The sequence below is a fragment of the Serinicoccus sp. CUA-874 genome, from assembly GCF_001942225.1.
In the GTDB taxonomy this organism is placed as follows: Bacteria; Actinomycetota; Actinomycetes; order Actinomycetales; family Dermatophilaceae; genus Ornithinicoccus; species Ornithinicoccus marinus.
In genome coordinates this window covers 39,381-56,466 of the sequence record NZ_MKJZ01000005.1, presented here as the reverse complement: position 1 = coordinate 56,466, position 17,086 = coordinate 39,381, and the positions used below count along the sequence as shown (strand labels likewise).

The following is a 17,086-nucleotide window of genomic DNA, read 5'->3' as shown; positions in this document are numbered from 1 at the left end:
GGGGCACGTCAGCGGCCTCTCGGGTCACCGGAGTGGCCACTGGGCGTCATGGGTCAGTCGCTCCGGGCGAGCATGCGTGAGTGCCAGGCGCGGGCGGTGCGATAGCCGATCCGCGCATACAGTCGCCGGGCGGCGTCGTTGTCGCTGAAGACGCCGAGCGTGCAGACGCCGTGCTCGGCCACCGCCCACCGCGTCAGCGCGGCGCTGACGACCCGCGCGAGCCCGGCGCCGCGACGGTCGGTGGCGGTGACGATCCCGGCGAGGTGGGGTATGCCCGTTGCCTCGCGCTCCGCCCCGCCGATCGCGACCAGTCCGCCAGAGCGGTCGCGCAGCCCGACCCACCGGTGCACGCGCCCGGTGCCGATCTCGGTCCAGACCCGCGGGTTGTGGGCACGCGTGAACGACTCCAGCTCGGCCGCGTCAGCCGCGTCGTCCAGGGGTATGACGTCGCGCTCGCGGACGTCGACCTCGGGTGGCTCCTGCGTCCACATCCACTCCCAGTCGCCCCCGCCGCCGAGGTCCAGCACCTCGTGCGCCACGGCCGCGTGCTCCTGCGGCACCGACACCGCCCGTGCGGCCAGCCGCCGCAGGTGACCCCCGTCGCGCAGCTGGGTCAGGGCGGCCCGGACCCGGGAGCCCTCCCGAGGGTCGGCGCCGGCATCAGGCATACCCGAGGACAGCGGCGCGACCCAAAAGCCGGGCCGCTCGCCGAGCCGCTGCACCAGCGCCACGTCCTCGTGCACCCACACCTCACCCAGGAGCGGGTCCGGCAACGCCCAGCGCACCCACGGGTCGCCTCCGGAGAGCGCCAGCAGGTCGGCGTGCCGGGTCAGTCGGTCCACGGCGTTAGCCTGACATCCGTGTCCGACCTGTTCACCTCCGCCCAGAGCGACGCGACCGCAGGGGCCGCGGCCGGGGACGCCGGCGGGGCGCTCCTCGCCCCGCTCGCGGTGCGGATGCGGCCTCGCACGCTGGAGGAGGTCGTCGGTCAGCGGGAGGCGCTGCGGCCCGGCTCACCGCTGCGGCGGCTCATCGAGGGTGGTGGGGGAGCGGCCGGCCCGCTCTCGGCGATCCTGTGGGGCCCACCGGGGACGGGCAAGACCACCTTGGCGCACCTCGTCGCGCACGCCGCCGACCGCACCTTCGTCGAGCTCTCGGCGGTCACCGCCGGGGTCAAGGACGTCCGCGCCGTCATGGACCAGGCGGTCCGCGAGCGCTCGCTGCACGGCCGGCAGACGGTCCTCTTCCTCGACGAGATCCACCGCTTCACCAAGGCCCAGCAGGACGCGCTGCTGCCCGGTGTGGAGAACCGCACCGTCATCCTCGTCGCCGCCACCACGGAGAACCCGTCCTTCTCGATCATCGCCCCGCTGCTGTCCCGCTCGGTGCTCGTCACCCTGACCTCGCTCGACGACGACGACGTGCGCGGCGTCGTCGCCCGCGCGCTGACCGACGAGCGCGGCCTGGCCGGGGCGCACACCCTGGGCGAGGAGGCAACCGAGCACGTGGTCCGGATGGCCGGCGGCGACGCCCGCCGGGCGCTGACCACGCTGGAGGCGGCCGCCGGGGTCGCCGCGGACGAGCGGGCCGCCGGGCGCGAGGACGAGGTCACCGAGATCACGCTCGCCCAGGTCGAGCAGGCGATGGCCCAGGCCGCGGTGCGCTACGACCGGGCCGGCGACCAGCACTACGACGTCGCCAGCGCCTTCATCAAGTCGATGCGCGGCTCCGACGTCGACGCGGCGCTGCACTACCTCGCCCGCCAGCTGGAGGCCGGCGAGGACCCCCGGTTCATCGCCCGCCGCATCGTCATCGCGGCCAGTGAGGACGTCGGCATGGCCGACCCGACGGCGCTGCAGACCGCGGTCGCCGCGCTGCACGCCGTCGCCCAGATCGGTATGCCGGAGGCCCGGATCATCCTCGCGCAGGCGGTCGTGCACAACGCCGTGGCGCCGAAGTCCAACGCCGCCTACGCCGCGGTCAACGCCGCGATCGCCGACGTCCGGGCCGGCAAGGGCGGCCCGGTCCCGCCTCATCTGCGGGGCACGGGGTATGCCGGGGCCACGCGGCTCGGTCACGGCGAGGGCTACCGCTACACCCACGACGAACCCGCCGGGGTGGGGGAGCAGCAGTTCCTCCCCGATGACCTCGCTGCGGCCGACGCCGACTACTACCGGCCCACCAACCGGGGCTGGGAGGAGCGACTGGGCCCGCGCTGGGCCGAGTTGCGCCGGGTCATCCGCGGGCGCCTCCGCGGCGGGGAGTGAGGGCATACCGGGTGGCGCCGGTGATCTAGAGTGGATCAGTCCCGATCCGCCTCGTGAGGAGACCATGGAAACCGCCGAGATCCGCCGCCGCTGGCTGTCGTTCTTCGAGAGCAAGGGCCACGCGGTGGTGCCCAGCGCCTCGTTGGTCAGCCAGGACCCGACGCTGCTGTTCACGGTCGCCGGGATGGTTCCCTTCATCCCCTACCTCACCGGTCAGCAGACCCCGCCCTGGGATCGTGCGACGAGCGTGCAGAAGTGCGTGCGCACCCTCGACATCGAGGAGGTCGGCAAGACCACCCGGCACGGCACGTTCTTCCAGATGAATGGCAACTTCTCCTTCGGCGACTACTTCAAGGAGGGGGCGATCTCCTACGCCTGGGAGTTCGTCACCGGGTCGCAGCACGAGGGCTGCCTGGGCTTCGACCCCGAGTCCATCTGGGTCACCGTGCTCAAGGGCGACGACGAGGCGCGCGAGCTCTGGGAGCGCGTCGCCGGCCTGCCGCCGGAGCGGATCCAGGAGCGGGGGCTGGAGGACAACTACTGGCACACCGGCGTCCCCGGGCCGGGCGGCCCGTGCAGCGAGATCTACGTCGACCGCGGCCCGGAGTTCGGCCCTGACGGCGGCCCGGTCGTCGACGAGGACCGTTTCCTGGAGATCTGGAACCTCGTCTTCATGCAGGAGGAGCTCACCGAGGTGCGCTCCAAGACCGACTTCGACGTCGCCGGCGAGCTGCCGAGCAAGAACATCGACACCGGGATGGGCCTGGAGCGCGTCGCCTACCTGCTGCAGGGCGTGGACAACCTCTACGAGATCGACGAGGTCTACCCGGTCATCGAGCGCGCCGAGGAGCTCGCCGGCCGGACCTACGGCGAGGACCACGAGGACGACGTGCGCTTCCGCGTCGTCGCCGACCACGTGCGCTCCGGGCTCATGCTCATGGGCGACGGCGTGGTGCCGGGCAACGAGGGCCGGGGGTATGTCCTGCGCCGCCTGCTGCGCCGCGCGGTGCGCTCGATGCGGCTGCTCGGGGTCGAGGAGCCCGCGCTGCCGCACCTGCTGCCGGTGAGCAAGGACGTCATGAAGGCGTCCTACCCCGAGCTCGAGGAGCAGTGGGGTCGGATCAGCGAGGTCGCGTATGCCGAGGAGGAGGCCTTCCGCCGCACCCTCGCCAGCGGCACGAGCATCCTCGACGGTGCGGTCGCCCGGGCGAAGGAGGCGGGCTCGACCCGGCTCGCCGGCTCCGAGCGTTCGCGCTGCACGACACCTACGGCTTCCCCATCGACCTCACCCTGGAGATGGCCTCCGAGCAGGGGCTGAGCGTCGACGAGGACGGCTTCCGCACGCTCATGACCGAGCAGCGGGAGCGGGCCAAGGCCGACGCCAAGGCGAAGAAGACCGGCAGGGGCGGAGCGGGCGCATACCGCGGGCTGGCCGACCGGCTGGGCGCGGCGACCGAGTTCACCGGCTACGAGCAGATGACGGGGGAGGACCGCGTGCTCGGGCTCCTCGCCGGTGGGCAGGAGGTCGAGCGGACCCGGGTCGGGGGTGACGCGGCCGAGCACGGTGCCGAGCTGGAGATCGTGCTCGGCAGCACCCCCTTCTACGCCGAGGCCGGCGGTCAGCTGGCCGACCACGGCACCATCCGGCTCGGTGGCGGCGGACTCTTCGAGGTCACCGACGTGCAGCGCCCGGTGCCCGGGCTCGTCGTGCACCGGGGTCGCCTCGTCGAGGGCGAGGTCGCGGTGGGCGAGGGTGCGTTCACCGAGATCGACGTCGTGCGCCGCGCCTCGGTGTCGCGCGCGCACACGGCCACGCACATCGTGCACAAGGTGCTGCGCGAGACCCTCGGCGACAACGCCACGCAGGCCGGCTCGGAGAATGCCCCAGGACGGCTGCGCTTCGACTTCCGCTCGACCCGGGGGCTGGACGCCGCCGAGCTGGCCGCGGTCGAGGCGCGGATCAACGAGCGACTCATGGAGGACCTGCAGGTCAGTGCTGCCGAGATGAGCTTCACCGAGGCCCGGGAGATGGGCGCGATGGCGCTCTTCGGGGAGCGCTACCCTGACCTCGTGCGCGTCGTCTCCGTGGGCGGCCCGTGGAGCCTGGAGCTGTGCGGCGGCACCCACGTCCCGGGCAGCGCGCAGCTGTCCCTGGTCAAGATCGTGGGCGAGTCCTCGATCGGGTCCGGCATCCGTCGCGTGGAGGCCCTCGTCGGCGCGGACGCCTACACCCAGCTGGCGCGGGAGAACATCATCGTCAACCAGCTCACCGACACCCTCAAGGTGCGTCCGGACGAGCTCTCCGACCGGGTCGCCCAGCTGGTGTCACGGCTCAAGGACGCGGAGAAGGAGATCGCCCAGGCCAGGGCCTCCCAGGTGCTGTCCTCGGCGGCCGGGCTCGTGGACCAGGCGCGCGACGTCGACGGCACCACCTTCCTGGGGCACGACCTGGGTGAGGGCGTCGGCGCGGACGACCTGCGCCGCCTCGTCACCGACCTGCGGACCCGGTTGGGTCAGGACCGGCCCTCGGTCGTGGCCCTCACCGGCGTCCAGTCGGGCCGCCCGGTCGTGGTCATCGCCACCAACGAGGCGGCGCGGGAGCGCGGCACCACGGCCGGCGCGCTGGTCAAGGTCGGGGCCGGTGCGCTCGGTGGCGGCGGTGGCGGCAAGGACGACCTCGCGCAGGGCGGCGGCCAGGACGCTGCCGCCACCGGCACCGCGCTCCGCGCGGTCGAGGACGCGTTGCGAGGGTGAGCGATCCGCACGGGGCGTCGCCGGAGGGGCCGGCCGGCGTCCTGCTGGGGATCGACGTCGGCGAGGCCCGGGTGGGCCTGGCCGCCTCCGACGCGCTCGGGCTGCTCGCCCACCCCGTCGACACGCTGCGGCGGGACCACGAGGGAAGCACCGACCTGGACCGCGTCGCGGACGAGGTCCAGGAGCGGGCTGCCGTGACGGTCGTCGTCGGGCTCCCGCGGTCCCTCGACGGCCAGGAGCGGGTGGCCGCCGCCCGGGCGCGGGAGTACGCTGAGCGGCTGCAACGGCGCCTGGAGGTGCCGGTCCGCCTGTGGGACGAGCGTCTGACCACGGTCGACGCGCACCGGGCGCTGCACAGCAGCGGCGTCCGGGGCCGTGACCAGCGTGGCGTCGTCGATCAGGCGGCGGCGGTGCTTATCCTCCAGGGAGCCTGGACGCTCGCCGAGCCGGCCGCCCCGTCGGCTCGCCCCTGAAGGCGAGGAAGCCACGGGGCCGACGGTCTCGCGACCCTGACGCGAAGGACGCCACATGAGCCAGCCGCCCGGCGGGCGCGACGCGCACGACGAACCCGGCGACCAGCACCTCGGCGCGGGCTATGCCGACGAGCACGGCGCGGCACACCTCGAGGACGACGTGCTCGGGATGCGCGGCGCTCGGCACGACGACGAGTCCCTCGCCGACCACGTGCTCTCGCCCGAGGAGCACGAGGAGCACGAGGAGCACGAGGAGCTGATGTTCGGGCCACGCCGTCGGCGCCGCAACCCGGTGCTCAAGGGTCTGGCGCTCGCCCTCGCGGCCGTGGTCGTGGTGGTGGCGGCGGTCTACTCCTTCGGGTCCCTGCGCTCGATGCTGCCCGACCTGTCCGCGGGCGAGTCCGTCGACACCACGGACTACGAGGGCGAGGGCAGCGGCGAGGTGATGGTCGAGATCCCGCAGGGCGCGGCCGGTGGGCAGATCGCCCAGATCCTCACCGACGAGGGGGTCGTGGGCTCGGTCTCCGCGTTCTCCACCGCCCTGCAGGCCGAGCCGGACGCCGCGGCGATCCAGCCCGGGACCTACCGCATGGCCCACGAGATGAGCTCGGAGGCGGCGCTGGCACGGCTGCTCGACCCTGCGTTCCGCGAGCGCAACGGCGTGACGATCCGCGAGGGTCTCTGGGTCGCCGAGACCTTCGAGCTGCTGGCCGAGGGCACCGACCACGAGGTGGCCGACTACGAGTCCGTCGACCCGGCGGACCTCGACCTGCCCGCCGCCGCGGAGGGCGAGCTCGAGGGCTTCCTCTACCCCAGCACCTACGAGTTCGGACCGGACAGCACGCCGCAGGAGCAGCTGCAGACGATGATCGACCAGGGGCAGCAGGTCTACTCCGACATCGGCATACCGGAGGAGGACCTGCGCGAGGTCGTCATCAAGGCGAGCATCGTGCAGGGCGAGGGGCAGTTCGCCGAGGACCTGCCCAAGATCGCCAGGGTCATGGAGAACCGCATCGAGGGCAACTCCGAGACCGACGGCTTCCTGCAGATGGACTCCACCATCCACTTCATCTTCCAGGAGCGCGGGCGCGCCGGCACCACCGAGGAGCAGCGCGCGCACGACAGCCCCTACAACACCTATCGGAACCCGGGTCTGCCCCCGGGGCCGATCAACTCGCCCGGCGAGGACGCGCTGCGCGCCGCCTTCGAGCCCGAGCCCGGCGACTGGGTCTACTTCGTCACCGTCAACCCCTCGACCGGTGAGACGAAGTTCGCCGAGACCTACGACGAGCACCTCGTCAACCAGGACGAGTTCCTCCAGTGGTGCGAGGACAACCCGGACCAGTGCTGAGGCGCGCCGGCGTCGTGGGCTCACCCGTCGCCCACTCGTTGTCCCCGGTGCTGCACCGGGCCGCGTATGCCGAGCTGGGGCTCTGCGGCTGGTCCTACGACCGGGCCGAGGTCGGCTCCGGTGGGCTCGCGCGGCACGTCGCCGGCCTGGGGCCGGACTGGGTCGGGCTCTCGGTGACGATGCCCGGCAAGGAGGAGGCGCTCGCGCTGGCCGATGTCGCGGGCGAGGAGGCGGTGGCGGTCGGGGCCGCCAACACCCTGGTGCGGGGCGAGGCGGGCTGGTCGGCCCACAACACCGACGTCCACGGGCTCACCGCGGCGCTGCGCGAGGCGGGGGTCGGACGGGCGGGGCGTGCCGTGCTGCTCGGCGGCGGGGCCACGGCCCGGTCGGTCGTGGTCGCCCTGCACGCCCTCGGCGTGGACCGGCTGACCTGCTGCGTGCGGGACGACCTGCGACCGGCGACCCGCGAGCTGACCGAGCGGATCGGGATGGGGACGACCGTGAGCCGCCTGGCCGAGGGCATACCCCTGGGCGGCGTGGACGTGGTCGTCAGCACCCTGCCTGGTGGTGCACCCGCCCCACCCGTCGTCGGGACGACGGGGCGGCTGCCGGTCGTGATGGACGTGAGCTACGACCCCTGGCCGAGCGCCGTCGGGACGGCGGTGCTGTCGGCGACGGGCGGTAGGGTCCAGGTCGTGAGGGGAACGCGGATGCTGCTGCACCAGGCGGTGCGCCAGGTCGAGCTGATGACGGGGCGGCCGGGGCCGACCGCCGCGATGGACCGGGCGCTCAGCCGACACCTCGCCGCCGAGGCGACCTCGTGACCGACCTGGTGCTGCCCTCGGTGGTCGCGGTCGTGGTCGCGGTCCTGGGGCTCCCGGTCGCGCGCTGGCTGGAGCGCACGACCTACCGCAAGCCGGACGAGGTCGACGAACCCTCGCCGGGACGCCGCTGGTGGGTGCCCGTGGCCCTCGGCCTGTCGTCTGCGGCCCTCCTGCACCGGGTGTGGCAGGTGCCCGACGACGCCGTGCCCGGGTGGCCGGTGGCGCTCGTCCTGAGCCTGACGCTGCTGCCGGTCGTGCTCTCCTGCGTCTGCCTGGCGGCGATGGACCTCGACGTCCACCGGCTCCCGGACCGGATCATGTGCCGACGATGGGGCTGCTGGGGGTCGGGCTCCCGGTGGCCGCCCTCGTCGGCGGAGGTGTCGACCCGCTGCTGCGGGCGCTGCTGGCCGGTGTGGGTGCCGGCGGGTTCTACCTGCTCATCGCGCTGCTCTCGCTGGCGCGCGGGTCACTCGCCCTCGGGCTGGGCGACGTCAAACTCGCCGTGGTGCTGGGTGCCGGGCTGGGCTGGTTCGGGTGGCCTGAGGCGGTCCTGGGGATCTATGCCGGTTTCCTGGTCGGCGGTCTGTTCGCCCTCGGCCTGCTCGTGGGGCGCAAGGTCAGCTGGAAGGGCGAGTTCGCCTACGGTCCGGCGATGATGCTCGGCGCGCTCCTGGGGCTGCTCGTCGGCCAGGGCATGCTCGTCGGGCTGGCCTGAGCAGCCCGCCCGCGGTGGTGACCGCCAGGGTGGGGTGACCTGCGTGGGAGGATGACGCCATGCTGCGTTGGTTGACCGCCGGTGAGTCCCACGGCCCCGCCCTGACCGCCGTCCTGGAGGGTCTGCCCGCGGGCGTGACGGTGGAGCGGGAGGCCGTGGAGGGCGCCCTCGCCCGGCGCCGGCTCGGCTACGGCCGGGGCGCCCGGATGAGCTTCGAGGCCGACCGGCTGCACTTCCTCGGCGGGATGCGGCACGGGCTGTCGCTGGGGTCGCCGCTGGCACTGCAGATCGAGAACACCGAGTGGCACAAGTGGCAGGCGGTCATGGGGCCCGAGCCGGTGCCGGCGCAGGACCTGCAGGGGGCCGACGACGTCGGCGCCCCGCAGGAGCTGGCCCGCAACCGGCCGCTCACCCGGCCGCGGCCCGGCCACGCCGACCTGGTGGGCATGACGAAGTACGGCTTCGAGGAGGCCCGGCCGGTCCTCGAGCGGGCCTCGGCCCGCGAGACGGCGGCCAGGGTGGCGCTCGGCGCGGTCGCCGCCGCCTTCCTCGAGCAGGCCACCGGCATACGCCTGGTCTCGCACACCGTGAGCATCGGGCGCGCCGGCGTCCCCGGTATCGAGGACGACGCGCCGGACCCGGCGAGCCTGCCCGGCGCCGACGACGTGGACCGCGTCGACGCCGACCCGGTCCGGACCCTCGACCCCGAGCTGTCCGCCGCCATGGTCGCCGAGGTCGACGCCGCCAAGAAGGCGGGCGACACGCTCGGCGGGGTGGTCGAGGTGCTGGCCTACGGGGTGCCGCCCGGTCTCGGCTCGCACGTGCACTGGGACCGCCGGCTCGACTCGCGGCTGGCGGGGGCGCTCATGGGCATCCAGGCGATCAAGGGGGTCGAGGTCGGCGAGGGCTTCCGCACGGCGGCCCGTCGCGGCAGCCAGGCGCACGACGAGATCGACCGCGACGAGCACGGGCTGATCCGGCGCTCGACCCTGCGCAGCGGCGGCACTGAGGGCGGCATGAGCACCGGCGAGGTGCTGCGCGTCCGGGCGGCGATGAAGCCCATCTCCACCGTGCCGCGCGCGCTGCGGACCGTCGACACCGCCACCGGTGAGGCGGGCACCGCGATCCACCAGCGCTCCGACGTCTGCGCCGTCCCGGCCGCCGGCGTCGTGGCCGAGGCCATGGTCGCCCTCGTGCTGGCCGACGCCGTCCTCGAGAAGTTCGGCGGCGACTCGGTGCCGGAGGTCGCGCGCAACCACGCGGCCTACCTCGCGGCGGTGGCCGAGCACCAGCGCACGCCCGCGACGGAGGGGGACCGGTGAGCCGTCCCGTCGTCGTCCTCGTCGGACCTCCCGGAGCGGGCAAGACCACCGTCGGCCAGGTCCTCGCGGACCGGCTGGAGGTGACGTTGCACGACTCTGACGCCGCGATCGAGGCCGCGCAGGGGCGCTCCATCAGCGACATCTTCGTCGAGGACGGCGAGCCGGCCTTCCGCGAGATGGAGCGCGCCGAGGTGCTGCGGGCCCTGGACGGTCACGAGGGCGTGCTCGCGCTCGGCGGCGGCGCGGTGATGCAGCCGGACGTGGCCGAGGCGCTCACGGGCGGGCACGTCGTGGTCTTCCTCGACGTCGGCATCGCGGACGCCTCGAAGCGGGTCGGGTTCGACGCCTCGCGGCCGCTGCTCCTGGTGAACCCGCGCGCCGCCTGGACCCGGCTCATGAACGCCCGGCGCGAGACCTACGAGAGCGTGAGCGGCCTGCGGGTCGACACCGCCGGTCGCACCCCGGAGGAGATCGCCGACGAGGTGGGCGCGTGGCTGAGCCGCTGAGCCGCACCATCCCGGTCGGCGGGGAGCAGCCGTATGCCGTGCACGTCGGCCCCGACGCCGTGCAGCGGCTGGCGGTCCACGCCGGTCCGGAGCCGGGTAGGCAGGTGCTGGTCGTGCACCAGCGGGGACGGGAGGAGCTCGCGCAGGAGGCCGCCGAGGTGCTGGTCGCCGCGGGCGCGCGCCCGCGGCTCGCGCCGGTCCCGGACGCGGAGGCGGCCAAGGCCACGGGCGTCCTCGTCGACCTGTGGGACGTCCTGGGCGAGGCCGGCTTCACCCGCTCCGACCTCGTCGTCGGCATCGGCGGGGGAGCCACGACGGACCTCGCCGGCTTCGTCGCGGCGACCTGGCTGCGCGGGGTCGAGGCGGTGCAGCTGCCCACCTCGCTGCTGGCCGTCGTCGACGCGGCCGTCGGCGGCAAGACCGGCATCAACACGGCAGCGGGCAAGAACCTCGTCGGTGCCTTCCACCCGCCCGTCGAGGTGCTGTGCGACCCGGCCTGGTTGACCACCCAGGACCGGGCCGACTACGTGTCAGGCCTGGCCGAGGTCGTCAAGTGCGGTTTCATCGCCGACCCGGTCATCCTCGACCTCGTCGAGGCGGACCCGACGGGTGCCGGCGACCCGCTCGCCGACCCCGACCGCACGCTGGAGCTCATCGCCCGGGCCGTGCAGGTCAAGGCGGACGTCGTCGCAGCCGACCTCACCGAGTCCTCGCTGCGGGAGATCCTCAACTACGGCCACACCTTCGGCCACGCCGTCGAGCAGGTGGAGGACTACCGCTGGCGGCACGGCGACGCCGTCGCCGTGGGGATGGTCTACGTCGCCGAGCTGGCCCACCGGGCCGGGGTGATGCCGGCGGCGCTCCTGGACCGGCACCGGCGGGTGCTGGAGTCCGTCGGCCTGCCCACGGCATACCTCCCGGGGCGCTGGGAGCAGCTGCGGGCGGCCATGGGCCGCGACAAGAAGTCGCGCGGGGCCACGCTGCGCTTCGTGGCGCTCGAGGGCCTCGCGCGTCCCACGCGGCTCGTCGCTCCCCCCGAGGAGGACCTCGTCGCGGCGTATGCCGCGGTCTGCGGCTGACCGGGTCAGCGCCGCGCGGTCGCCGACGGCTCGGCGGAGCCGCCGTGCGGAGCCGCGGCCATGATGCTGCGCAGCTGCTCGACCTGGGCGGTCGAGGGCAGCCCCCAGTCGGGGGAGTCGTAGCCGACCTGCTGCCACAGCGGTGTCGAGGCCCGGTGGCCGAGCAGGATCTCCACCATGTCGCCGGTGATGAGGGCCGGGTGCACGACGCCACAGGCCTCCGCCAGCTTGAGCATCTCGCGCCGCCAGGAGCGCAGGTAGTTGGCCGCCCGGGCCGACGTGAGGTCCGGGTCCAGCCCACGCGTCAGCCACCGGTTCTGCGCCGCCACCCCCGTGGGGCCATCTTCTCCAGGGCGTAGCGGGCGTGGCCGAGCACCGGGAAGCTGCGCAGGGTCGCGTGCTGGCGCTGGGTGAGGTCGCGGACCGCGACGGCGGCGAGGCCGGCAGCGGGGATCGCCAGGGCGGTGCTCGACTTCATACCGCTCACCGTGCCGTATGCCGGTCGCCCGGGCGGGGAGGCCGGTGCGGGGGAGCGTGGCCCCGGCCCGGGTAGACTCGACCGGGTTTGAGCACGCTAGACCGGCATACCGAAGGAAGACACACGACGTGGCAAGCACGAACGACCTGAAGAACGGCATGGTCCTGGACATGGACAACGGGCTGTGGCAGGTGCTGGAGTTCCAGCACGTCAAGCCCGGCAAGGGCCCCGCCTTCGTGCGGACCAAGCTCAAGAACGTCCTGACCAACAAGATCGTGGACAAGACCTTCAACGCCGGCACCAAGGTGGAGACGGCGACCGTCGACCGGTCGGACTACCAGTACCTCTACCACGACGGCACCGACTACATCTTCATGGACGAGAAGACCTACGAGCAGGTGCCGGTGAGCCCCGAGGCGATGGGCGACGCGGCCAACTACCTGCTGGAGAACAACCGGGCCATGATCGCCCAGCACGAGGGACGGGTGCTCTACGTCGAGCTGCCGCCGTCGGTCGTGCTGGAGATCACCCAGACCGACCCGGGCCTGCAGGGGGACCGCTCCACCGGCGGCACCAAGCCGGCGACCCTGGAGACCGGCGCCGAGATCCAGGTGCCGCTCTTCCTCGAGACCGGCACGAAGGTCAAGGTGGACACCCGCGACGGTTCCTACCTCGGCCGCGTGAACTGACCCGTGGCGGCACGCACCCGGGCCCGGAAGCGGGCCCTGGAGCTGCTGTTCGAGGCCGAGCAGCGCGGCGTCAACGTCGCTGAGCTGCTCGAGCAGCGGATCGAGGCCCCCACGACCCAGCACGCGCTGCCCGACTACACCGTCGAGGTCGTGCGCGGCGTCGTCAGCCGATGGGGCCAGATCGAGGAGGTCCTCGCGACCTGGTCCCAGGGCTGGAGCCTGGACCGGATGGCCGCGGTCGACCGCGCCGCGCTGCGCGTCGGCACCTGGGAGATCCTCTGGAACGACGAGGTCCCCGACATGGTGGCCGTCTCCGAGGCGGTCGAGCTGGTCCAGCGGATGAGCACCGACGAGTCCCCCGGCTTCGTCAACGGCCTCCTCGCCCGCATCTCCGAGGTCAAGCCCACCATCGTCTGACCGACCGCAGCGCGGTATGCCTTGACATCCCGGGCGTGACGGCGCCACCGGATCTCGCCTCGGTCGAGCGCGCGCTCGGCCGACGCAGACCGTGCGGCCGCTCGGGGGTGGGGAGAGCGGGGTGTCGTGGTTGTAGGGTGGTGCGCACCGACACGTCCTTTAACCACCGTCCTGTGAGGCGGGGAAGGAGAGTGGGCCCGCATGAGCCCTGCCCGTGACCGAGAGGCGGCCTCGCCGTCACCGACCCGGCCGCCCGATCACGAAGGACGTGAGGTCCTCGCCAGCGACGACATCCAGCGCGCCCTGACGCGGATCGCGCACGAGATCCTCGAGGGCAACAAGGGCCACGCCGACCTGGTCCTGCTCGGCATCCCGACCCGCGGCGTCCCGCTCGCGCAGCGGCTCGCCGAGGCCATCGCCGGCGTCGAGGGCGGCACGGTGCCGACCGGCTCGCTGGACATCACGATGTACCGCGACGACCTGCGCAGCCAGCCCACCCGTGCTCCCGAGCCGATGAGCGTCCCGGCCGGCGGCGTCGACGGCAAGGTGGTCGTCCTCGTCGACGACGTGCTCTACTCCGGCCGCACGGTGCGCGCCGCGCTCGACAGTCTCGCCGACCTGGGCCGCCCCAGCGCGGTCCGGCTGGCGGTCCTCGTCGACCGCGGCCACCGCGAGCTGCCGATCCGCGCGGACTACGTCGGCAAGAACCTGCCGACCTCGCGCACCGAGCGCGTGATGGTCCGGCTCACCGGCGCCGGTGACGAGGTCGAGGGGGTGTGGATCGCGTGAAGCACCTGCTCTCGATCGCCGACCTCGACCCGCAGGAGATCACCTCGATCCTCGACACCGCCGTGTCCATGCACGAGGTCCAGGACCGCCAGGTCAAGAAGCTGCCGACGCTGCGCGGCCGCACCATCATCAACTTCTTCTTCGAGGACTCCACCCGCACCCGCGCCTCCTTCGAGATCGCCGGCAAGTGGATGAGCGCCGACACCATCAACCTCACCGGCAAGGGCACCTCGGTCTCCAAGGGCGAGTCGCTGCGCGACACGGTGCTGACCATCGACGCGATGGGCGTCGACATGATGGTCATCCGGCACCCTGCGAGCGGTGCCCCGGCGCAGATCGCGGACTGGGTGGACTGCTCGATCGTCAACGCCGGCGACGGCACCCACGAGCACCCCAGCCAGGCGCTGCTCGACGCCTACACCCTGCGCCGCGCGCTCGGCGGGGACGACCTCGCCGGTCGGCACGTCGCGATCGTCGGCGACCTCACCCACTCCCGGGTGCTGCGCTCCAACCTGCTCTGCCTGCGGGCGCTGGGCGCGCACGTCACCCTGGTGGCACCGCCGACGCTCATGCCCAGCGGCGTCACCGGCTGGGCGGCCGCCGACGGCTTCGACGTCTCCTACGACCTCGACGAGGTCCTCCCGCAGGTGGACGCGGTGATGATGCTGCGGGTGCAGCGCGAGCGGATGAGCGGGGGCTACTTCCCGACCGCCCGCGAGTATGCCGTCACCTACGGCCTCACGGCCCGGCGGCTCGGCCTGCTGCAGGACCACGCGGTCATCTGCCACCCGGGCCCGATGAACCGGGGCCTGGAGATCTCCGCGGACGCCGCCGACGCCGCGCGCTCGCTGGTGCTCGACCAGGTCAGCGCTGGCGTGGCCGTCCGCATGTCGATCCTCTACCACCTCCTCGCCGGGGAAGGAGACGCGCCGTGAGCACCACGCCGCCCCTGCTCATCACGGGTGCCGACATCGCGGGGGAGGGTGCCGCCGACGTGCTCGTCGTCGACGGCACGATCCGCGCCGTCGGCACCGACGCCGGCGCGGAGGCCCCTCAGGGCATCTCGCGCCTCTCCGCGGACGGACTCGTGCTGCTCCCCGGTCTCGTCGACCTGCACACCCACCTGCGCGAGCCGGGCCGCGAGGACGCCGAGACGGTCGAGACCGGCTCCCAGGCCGCGGCGCTCGGCGGCTTCACCGCGGTCCTGGCCATGGCCAACACCACCCCGGTCACCGACTCCGCCGAGGTCGCCGAGACCGTCCTCGACCTCGGCCGCCGCGCCGGGTATGTCGACGTCCAGCCGGTCGGTGCCGTCACCAAGTCCCTGGCGGGTGAGGAGCTCGCGGAGCTCGGGCTCATGGCCCGCTCCCGCGCCCGGGTCCGGGTGTTCTCCGACGACGGCCGCTGCGTCCACGACGCGCGCCTCATGCGCCGGGCGCTGGAGTACGTCAAGACCTTCGACGGGGTCGTCTCGCAGCACGCGCAGGACCCGCGCCTGGCGGACGGCTCGGCATGCTGCCACGAGGGGGAGCTGTCCGGGCGGCTGGGGCTGCCGGGCTGGCCCGCCGTGGCCGAGGAGACGATCGTGGCGCGCGACGTCATGCTCGCGCGGCACACCGGCTCCCGGGTGCACGTCGCGCACGTCTCCACCGCCGGCAGCGTCGAGGTCGTCCGCTGGGCCAAGGCCCAGGGGATCGCGGTCACCGCGGAGGTGACCCCGCACCACCTCATGCTCACCGAGGCCGAGCTGGGGGGCTACGACCCGACCTACAAGGTCAACCCGCCGCTGCGCCCGGCCGAGGACACGCTGGCCCTGCGCGAGGCGCTGGCCGACGGCACGATCGACGCGGTCGCCACCGACCACGCCCCGCACGTCCGCCAGGACAAGGAGCACGCCTTCGCCGACGCCGCCTTCGGGATGCTCGGGCTGGAGACCGCGCTGCCGGTGGTGTCGACGATCATGGTCGCCGAGGGCCGGATGACCTGGGCCGATGTCGCCCGCAGCATGTCGAGCGCCCCGGCGCGGATCGCCCGCCTCGCGCACCACGGCCAGGGGGTCGTGGCGGGTGCCCCGGCGAACCTCACCCTGGTCGACCCGACCCGCACCCAGACCGTGGACCGCGCCCGCTCCCGCTCGCTGTCCCGCAACAACCCCTGGCACGGCCGCGAGCTGACCGGCGCCGTCCACCTGACGATGCTCCGGGGCCAGGTGACGGCGCGCGAGGGGCTCGTCTGGGGAGCCGACCACGAGGAGAGCCACCGGTGACCACGACGACTCACGAGGCCGCCGTCCTCGTCCTCGAGGACGGCCGCACCTTTCGAGGTGAGGCCTACGCGCCCGCGGTCGCACCGTCGGTGAGGCGGTCTTCTGCACCGGCATGACCGGCTACCAGGAGACCCTCACGACCCGTCCTACCACCGCCAGGTCGTCGTCATGACCGCGCCGCACATCGGCAACACCGGGGTCAACCAGGCCGACATGGAGAGTCAGCGGATCTGGGTCGCCGGGTATGTCGTCCGCGACCCCGCGATCCGCCCCTCCAACTGGCGCTCGCAGGGCGACCTCGGCGAGGCGCTCGAGCACGCCGGGGTGGTGGGGATCAGCGGTGTGGACACCCGCGCGCTCACGCTCCACCTGCGCGACCGCGGCGCGATGCGGGTCGGGATCTTCTCCGGCGAGGCCGCGCGCGCCTCGCACGAGGAGCTGCTGCGCACCGTCACCGAGACCCCGCGCATGGCCGGCTCGGCGCTGGCCGCCGAGGTCTCCACGCAGGAGGCGTATGTCGTGTCCCCGCCGGAGGGCACCCCCACCCGCTTCCGGGTGGCGGCGCTCGACCTCGGCATCAAGGGGATGACCCCGGCGCTCATGGCGCGCCGCGGCATCGAGGTGCACGTGCTGCCCAGCCACACCACCAGCGAGGAGCTGCTGGCCCTCGAGCCGGACGGCGTCTTCTTCTCCAACGGCCCGGGCGACCCGGCGACCGCCGAGCACGAGGTGGCGCTGCTGCGGGAGGTGCTCGACCGGCGCATCCCGTTCTTCGGCATCTGCTTCGGCAACCAGCTGCTCGGCCGCGCGCTGGGGCTGGACACCTACAAGCTGGCGTTCGGCCACCGCGGCATCAACCAGCCGGTGCTGGACCGCACCACCGGCAAGGTCGAGGTCACCAGCCACAACCACGGCTTCGCGATCGCCTGGCCCGACGGCATACCGACCGACCAGCCGGTGGACACCGCCTACGGCGCCGTCCGCTGCGACCACGTCGCCCTCAACGACGACGTCGTCGAGGGCCTGGCGTGCGTCGACGTGCCCGCCTTCAGCGTGCAGTACCACCCCGAGGCCGCGGCCGGCCCGCACGACGCGGAATACCTCTTCGACCGCTTCGTCGACCTCCTGCAGACCTCGACCAAGGAGTCCTGAGCCA

At 73.5% G+C, this 17,086-nt stretch carries 16 protein-coding genes and 2 pseudogenes; 15 read left to right on the top strand and 3 right to left on the bottom strand.

Features of this window, described 5'->3' with window-relative positions:
* Window positions 1-53: 53 nt before the first annotated feature.
* Entirely contained in the window at window positions 54-842 is a 789-nt protein-coding gene (locus BJF80_RS02305) for a GNAT family N-acetyltransferase (RefSeq protein ID WP_075811086.1), read from the bottom strand.
* 18 nt (window positions 843-860) lie between these two features.
* Here BJF80_RS02305 and BJF80_RS02300 point away from each other — a divergent pair, with 18 nt between their 5' ends.
* The 9 genes and pseudogenes from BJF80_RS02300 to aroB all read left to right on the top strand — a co-directional run bounded on the left by BJF80_RS02300 (window position 861) and on the right by aroB (window position 11,291).
* Entirely contained in the window at window positions 861-2,267 is a 1,407-nt protein-coding gene (locus BJF80_RS02300) for a replication-associated recombination protein A (protein ID WP_075811085.1), read from the top strand.
* A 64-nt stretch (window positions 2,268-2,331) separates the two neighbouring features.
* A pseudogene (gene alaS, locus BJF80_RS02295) lies at window positions 2,332-5,021 on the top strand (alanine--tRNA ligase).
* A complete protein-coding gene (ruvX, locus tag BJF80_RS02290) occupies window positions 5,018-5,494 on the top strand; it encodes a Holliday junction resolvase RuvX (RefSeq protein ID WP_143553937.1) in 477 nt (158 codons plus the stop codon). Before alaS ends, ruvX begins: the two are co-directional and overlap by 4 nt.
* A gap of 55 nt (window positions 5,495-5,549) precedes the next feature.
* Window positions 5,550-6,845 (top strand): endolytic transglycosylase MltG, encoded by a 1,296-nt coding sequence (mltG, locus tag BJF80_RS02285; RefSeq protein ID WP_075811084.1) that lies wholly within the window; start codon window positions 5,550-5,552, stop codon window positions 6,843-6,845.
* Window positions 6,815-7,669 (top strand): shikimate dehydrogenase, encoded by an 855-nt coding sequence (locus tag BJF80_RS02280; RefSeq protein ID WP_321166332.1) that lies wholly within the window; start codon window positions 6,815-6,817, stop codon window positions 7,667-7,669. Before mltG ends, BJF80_RS02280 begins: the two co-directional genes overlap by 31 nt.
* Window positions 7,670-7,997: 328 nt before the next feature.
* A complete protein-coding gene (locus BJF80_RS02270) occupies window positions 7,998-8,384 on the top strand; it encodes an A24 family peptidase (RefSeq protein WP_143553935.1) in 387 nt (128 codons plus the stop codon).
* 59 nt (window positions 8,385-8,443) lie between these two features.
* Entirely contained in the window at window positions 8,444-9,706 is a 1,263-nt protein-coding gene (gene aroC / locus BJF80_RS02265) for a chorismate synthase (RefSeq protein ID WP_075811080.1), read from the top strand.
* Window positions 9,703-10,212, top strand: coding sequence for a shikimate kinase (locus tag BJF80_RS02260; RefSeq protein WP_075811079.1), 510 nt, complete (start codon window positions 9,703-9,705; stop codon window positions 10,210-10,212). The genes aroC and BJF80_RS02260 overlap by 4 nt, the downstream gene beginning before the upstream one ends.
* The gene (gene aroB, locus BJF80_RS02255) at window positions 10,197-11,291 is read left to right on the top strand and encodes a 3-dehydroquinate synthase (protein WP_237767390.1); all 1,095 of its coding nucleotides are present in this window, start codon (window positions 10,197-10,199) and stop codon (window positions 11,289-11,291) included. The genes BJF80_RS02260 and aroB overlap by 16 nt, the downstream gene beginning before the upstream one ends.
* Before the next feature lie 5 nt (window positions 11,292-11,296).
* On the opposite strand, the gene BJF80_RS02250 is transcribed toward aroB, so the two are convergent.
* Both BJF80_RS02250 and BJF80_RS18680 read right to left on the bottom strand, forming a co-directional pair.
* The gene (locus BJF80_RS02250; RefSeq protein ID WP_075811078.1) at window positions 11,297-11,620 is read right to left on the bottom strand and encodes a hypothetical protein; all 324 of its coding nucleotides are present in this window, start codon (window positions 11,618-11,620) and stop codon (window positions 11,297-11,299) included.
* Window positions 11,596-11,769 (bottom strand): hypothetical protein, encoded by a 174-nt coding sequence (locus tag BJF80_RS18680; RefSeq protein WP_158068355.1) that lies wholly within the window; start codon window positions 11,767-11,769, stop codon window positions 11,596-11,598. The genes BJF80_RS02250 and BJF80_RS18680 overlap by 25 nt, the downstream gene beginning before the upstream one ends.
* A gap of 128 nt (window positions 11,770-11,897) precedes the next feature.
* Here BJF80_RS18680 and efp point away from each other — a divergent pair, with 128 nt between their 5' ends.
* The 6 genes and pseudogenes from efp (at window position 11,898) to carA (ending at window position 17,082) form a co-directional block, all read left to right on the top strand.
* Complete coding sequence (gene efp, locus BJF80_RS02245) at window positions 11,898-12,458, top strand: elongation factor P (protein WP_022924108.1); 561 nt, start codon at window positions 11,898-11,900, stop codon at window positions 12,456-12,458.
* A 3-nt stretch (window positions 12,459-12,461) separates the two neighbouring features.
* A complete protein-coding gene (gene nusB / locus BJF80_RS02240; RefSeq protein ID WP_022924107.1) occupies window positions 12,462-12,875 on the top strand; it encodes a transcription antitermination factor NusB in 414 nt (137 codons plus the stop codon).
* A gap of 201 nt (window positions 12,876-13,076) precedes the next feature.
* Window positions 13,077-13,664: a bifunctional pyr operon transcriptional regulator/uracil phosphoribosyltransferase PyrR gene (gene pyrR, locus BJF80_RS02235; protein ID WP_075811077.1), complete on the top strand. Its 588-nt coding sequence runs from the start codon at window positions 13,077-13,079 to the stop codon at window positions 13,662-13,664.
* Window positions 13,661-14,599 carry an aspartate carbamoyltransferase catalytic subunit gene (locus tag BJF80_RS02230; RefSeq protein ID WP_075811076.1) on the top strand — a complete coding sequence of 313 codons (939 nt, stop codon included), beginning with the start codon at window positions 13,661-13,663 and terminating at the stop codon, window positions 14,597-14,599. The genes pyrR and BJF80_RS02230 overlap by 4 nt, the downstream gene beginning before the upstream one ends.
* Window positions 14,596-15,930, top strand: coding sequence for a dihydroorotase (locus BJF80_RS02225; RefSeq protein ID WP_075811075.1), 1,335 nt, complete (start codon window positions 14,596-14,598; stop codon window positions 15,928-15,930). Before BJF80_RS02230 ends, BJF80_RS02225 begins: the two co-directional genes overlap by 4 nt.
* Window positions 15,927-17,082, top strand: a pseudogene (carA, locus tag BJF80_RS02220) (glutamine-hydrolyzing carbamoyl-phosphate synthase small subunit). Before BJF80_RS02225 ends, carA begins: the two are co-directional and overlap by 4 nt.
* The last annotated feature ends 4 nt before the right edge of the window (window positions 17,083-17,086 follow it).

What these genes read in the sequence shown, in the direction of transcription:
- BJF80_RS02270 (WP_143553935.1), top strand. Translation starts at nt 7,998, where the DNA reads ATGGGGCTGCTGGGGGTCGGGCTCCCGGTGGCCGCCCTCGTCGGCGGA.
- pyrR (WP_075811077.1), top strand. Translation starts at nt 13,077, where the DNA reads ATGAGCCCTGCCCGTGACCGAGAGGCGGCCTCGCCGTCACCGACCCGG.
- BJF80_RS18680 (WP_158068355.1), bottom strand. Translation starts at nt 11,769, where the DNA reads ATGAAGTCGAGCACCGCCCTGGCGATCCCCGCTGCCGGCCTCGCCGCC.
- aroC (WP_075811080.1), top strand. Translation starts at nt 8,444, where the DNA reads ATGCTGCGTTGGTTGACCGCCGGTGAGTCCCACGGCCCCGCCCTGACC.
- mltG (WP_075811084.1), top strand. Translation starts at nt 5,550, where the DNA reads ATGAGCCAGCCGCCCGGCGGGCGCGACGCGCACGACGAACCCGGCGAC.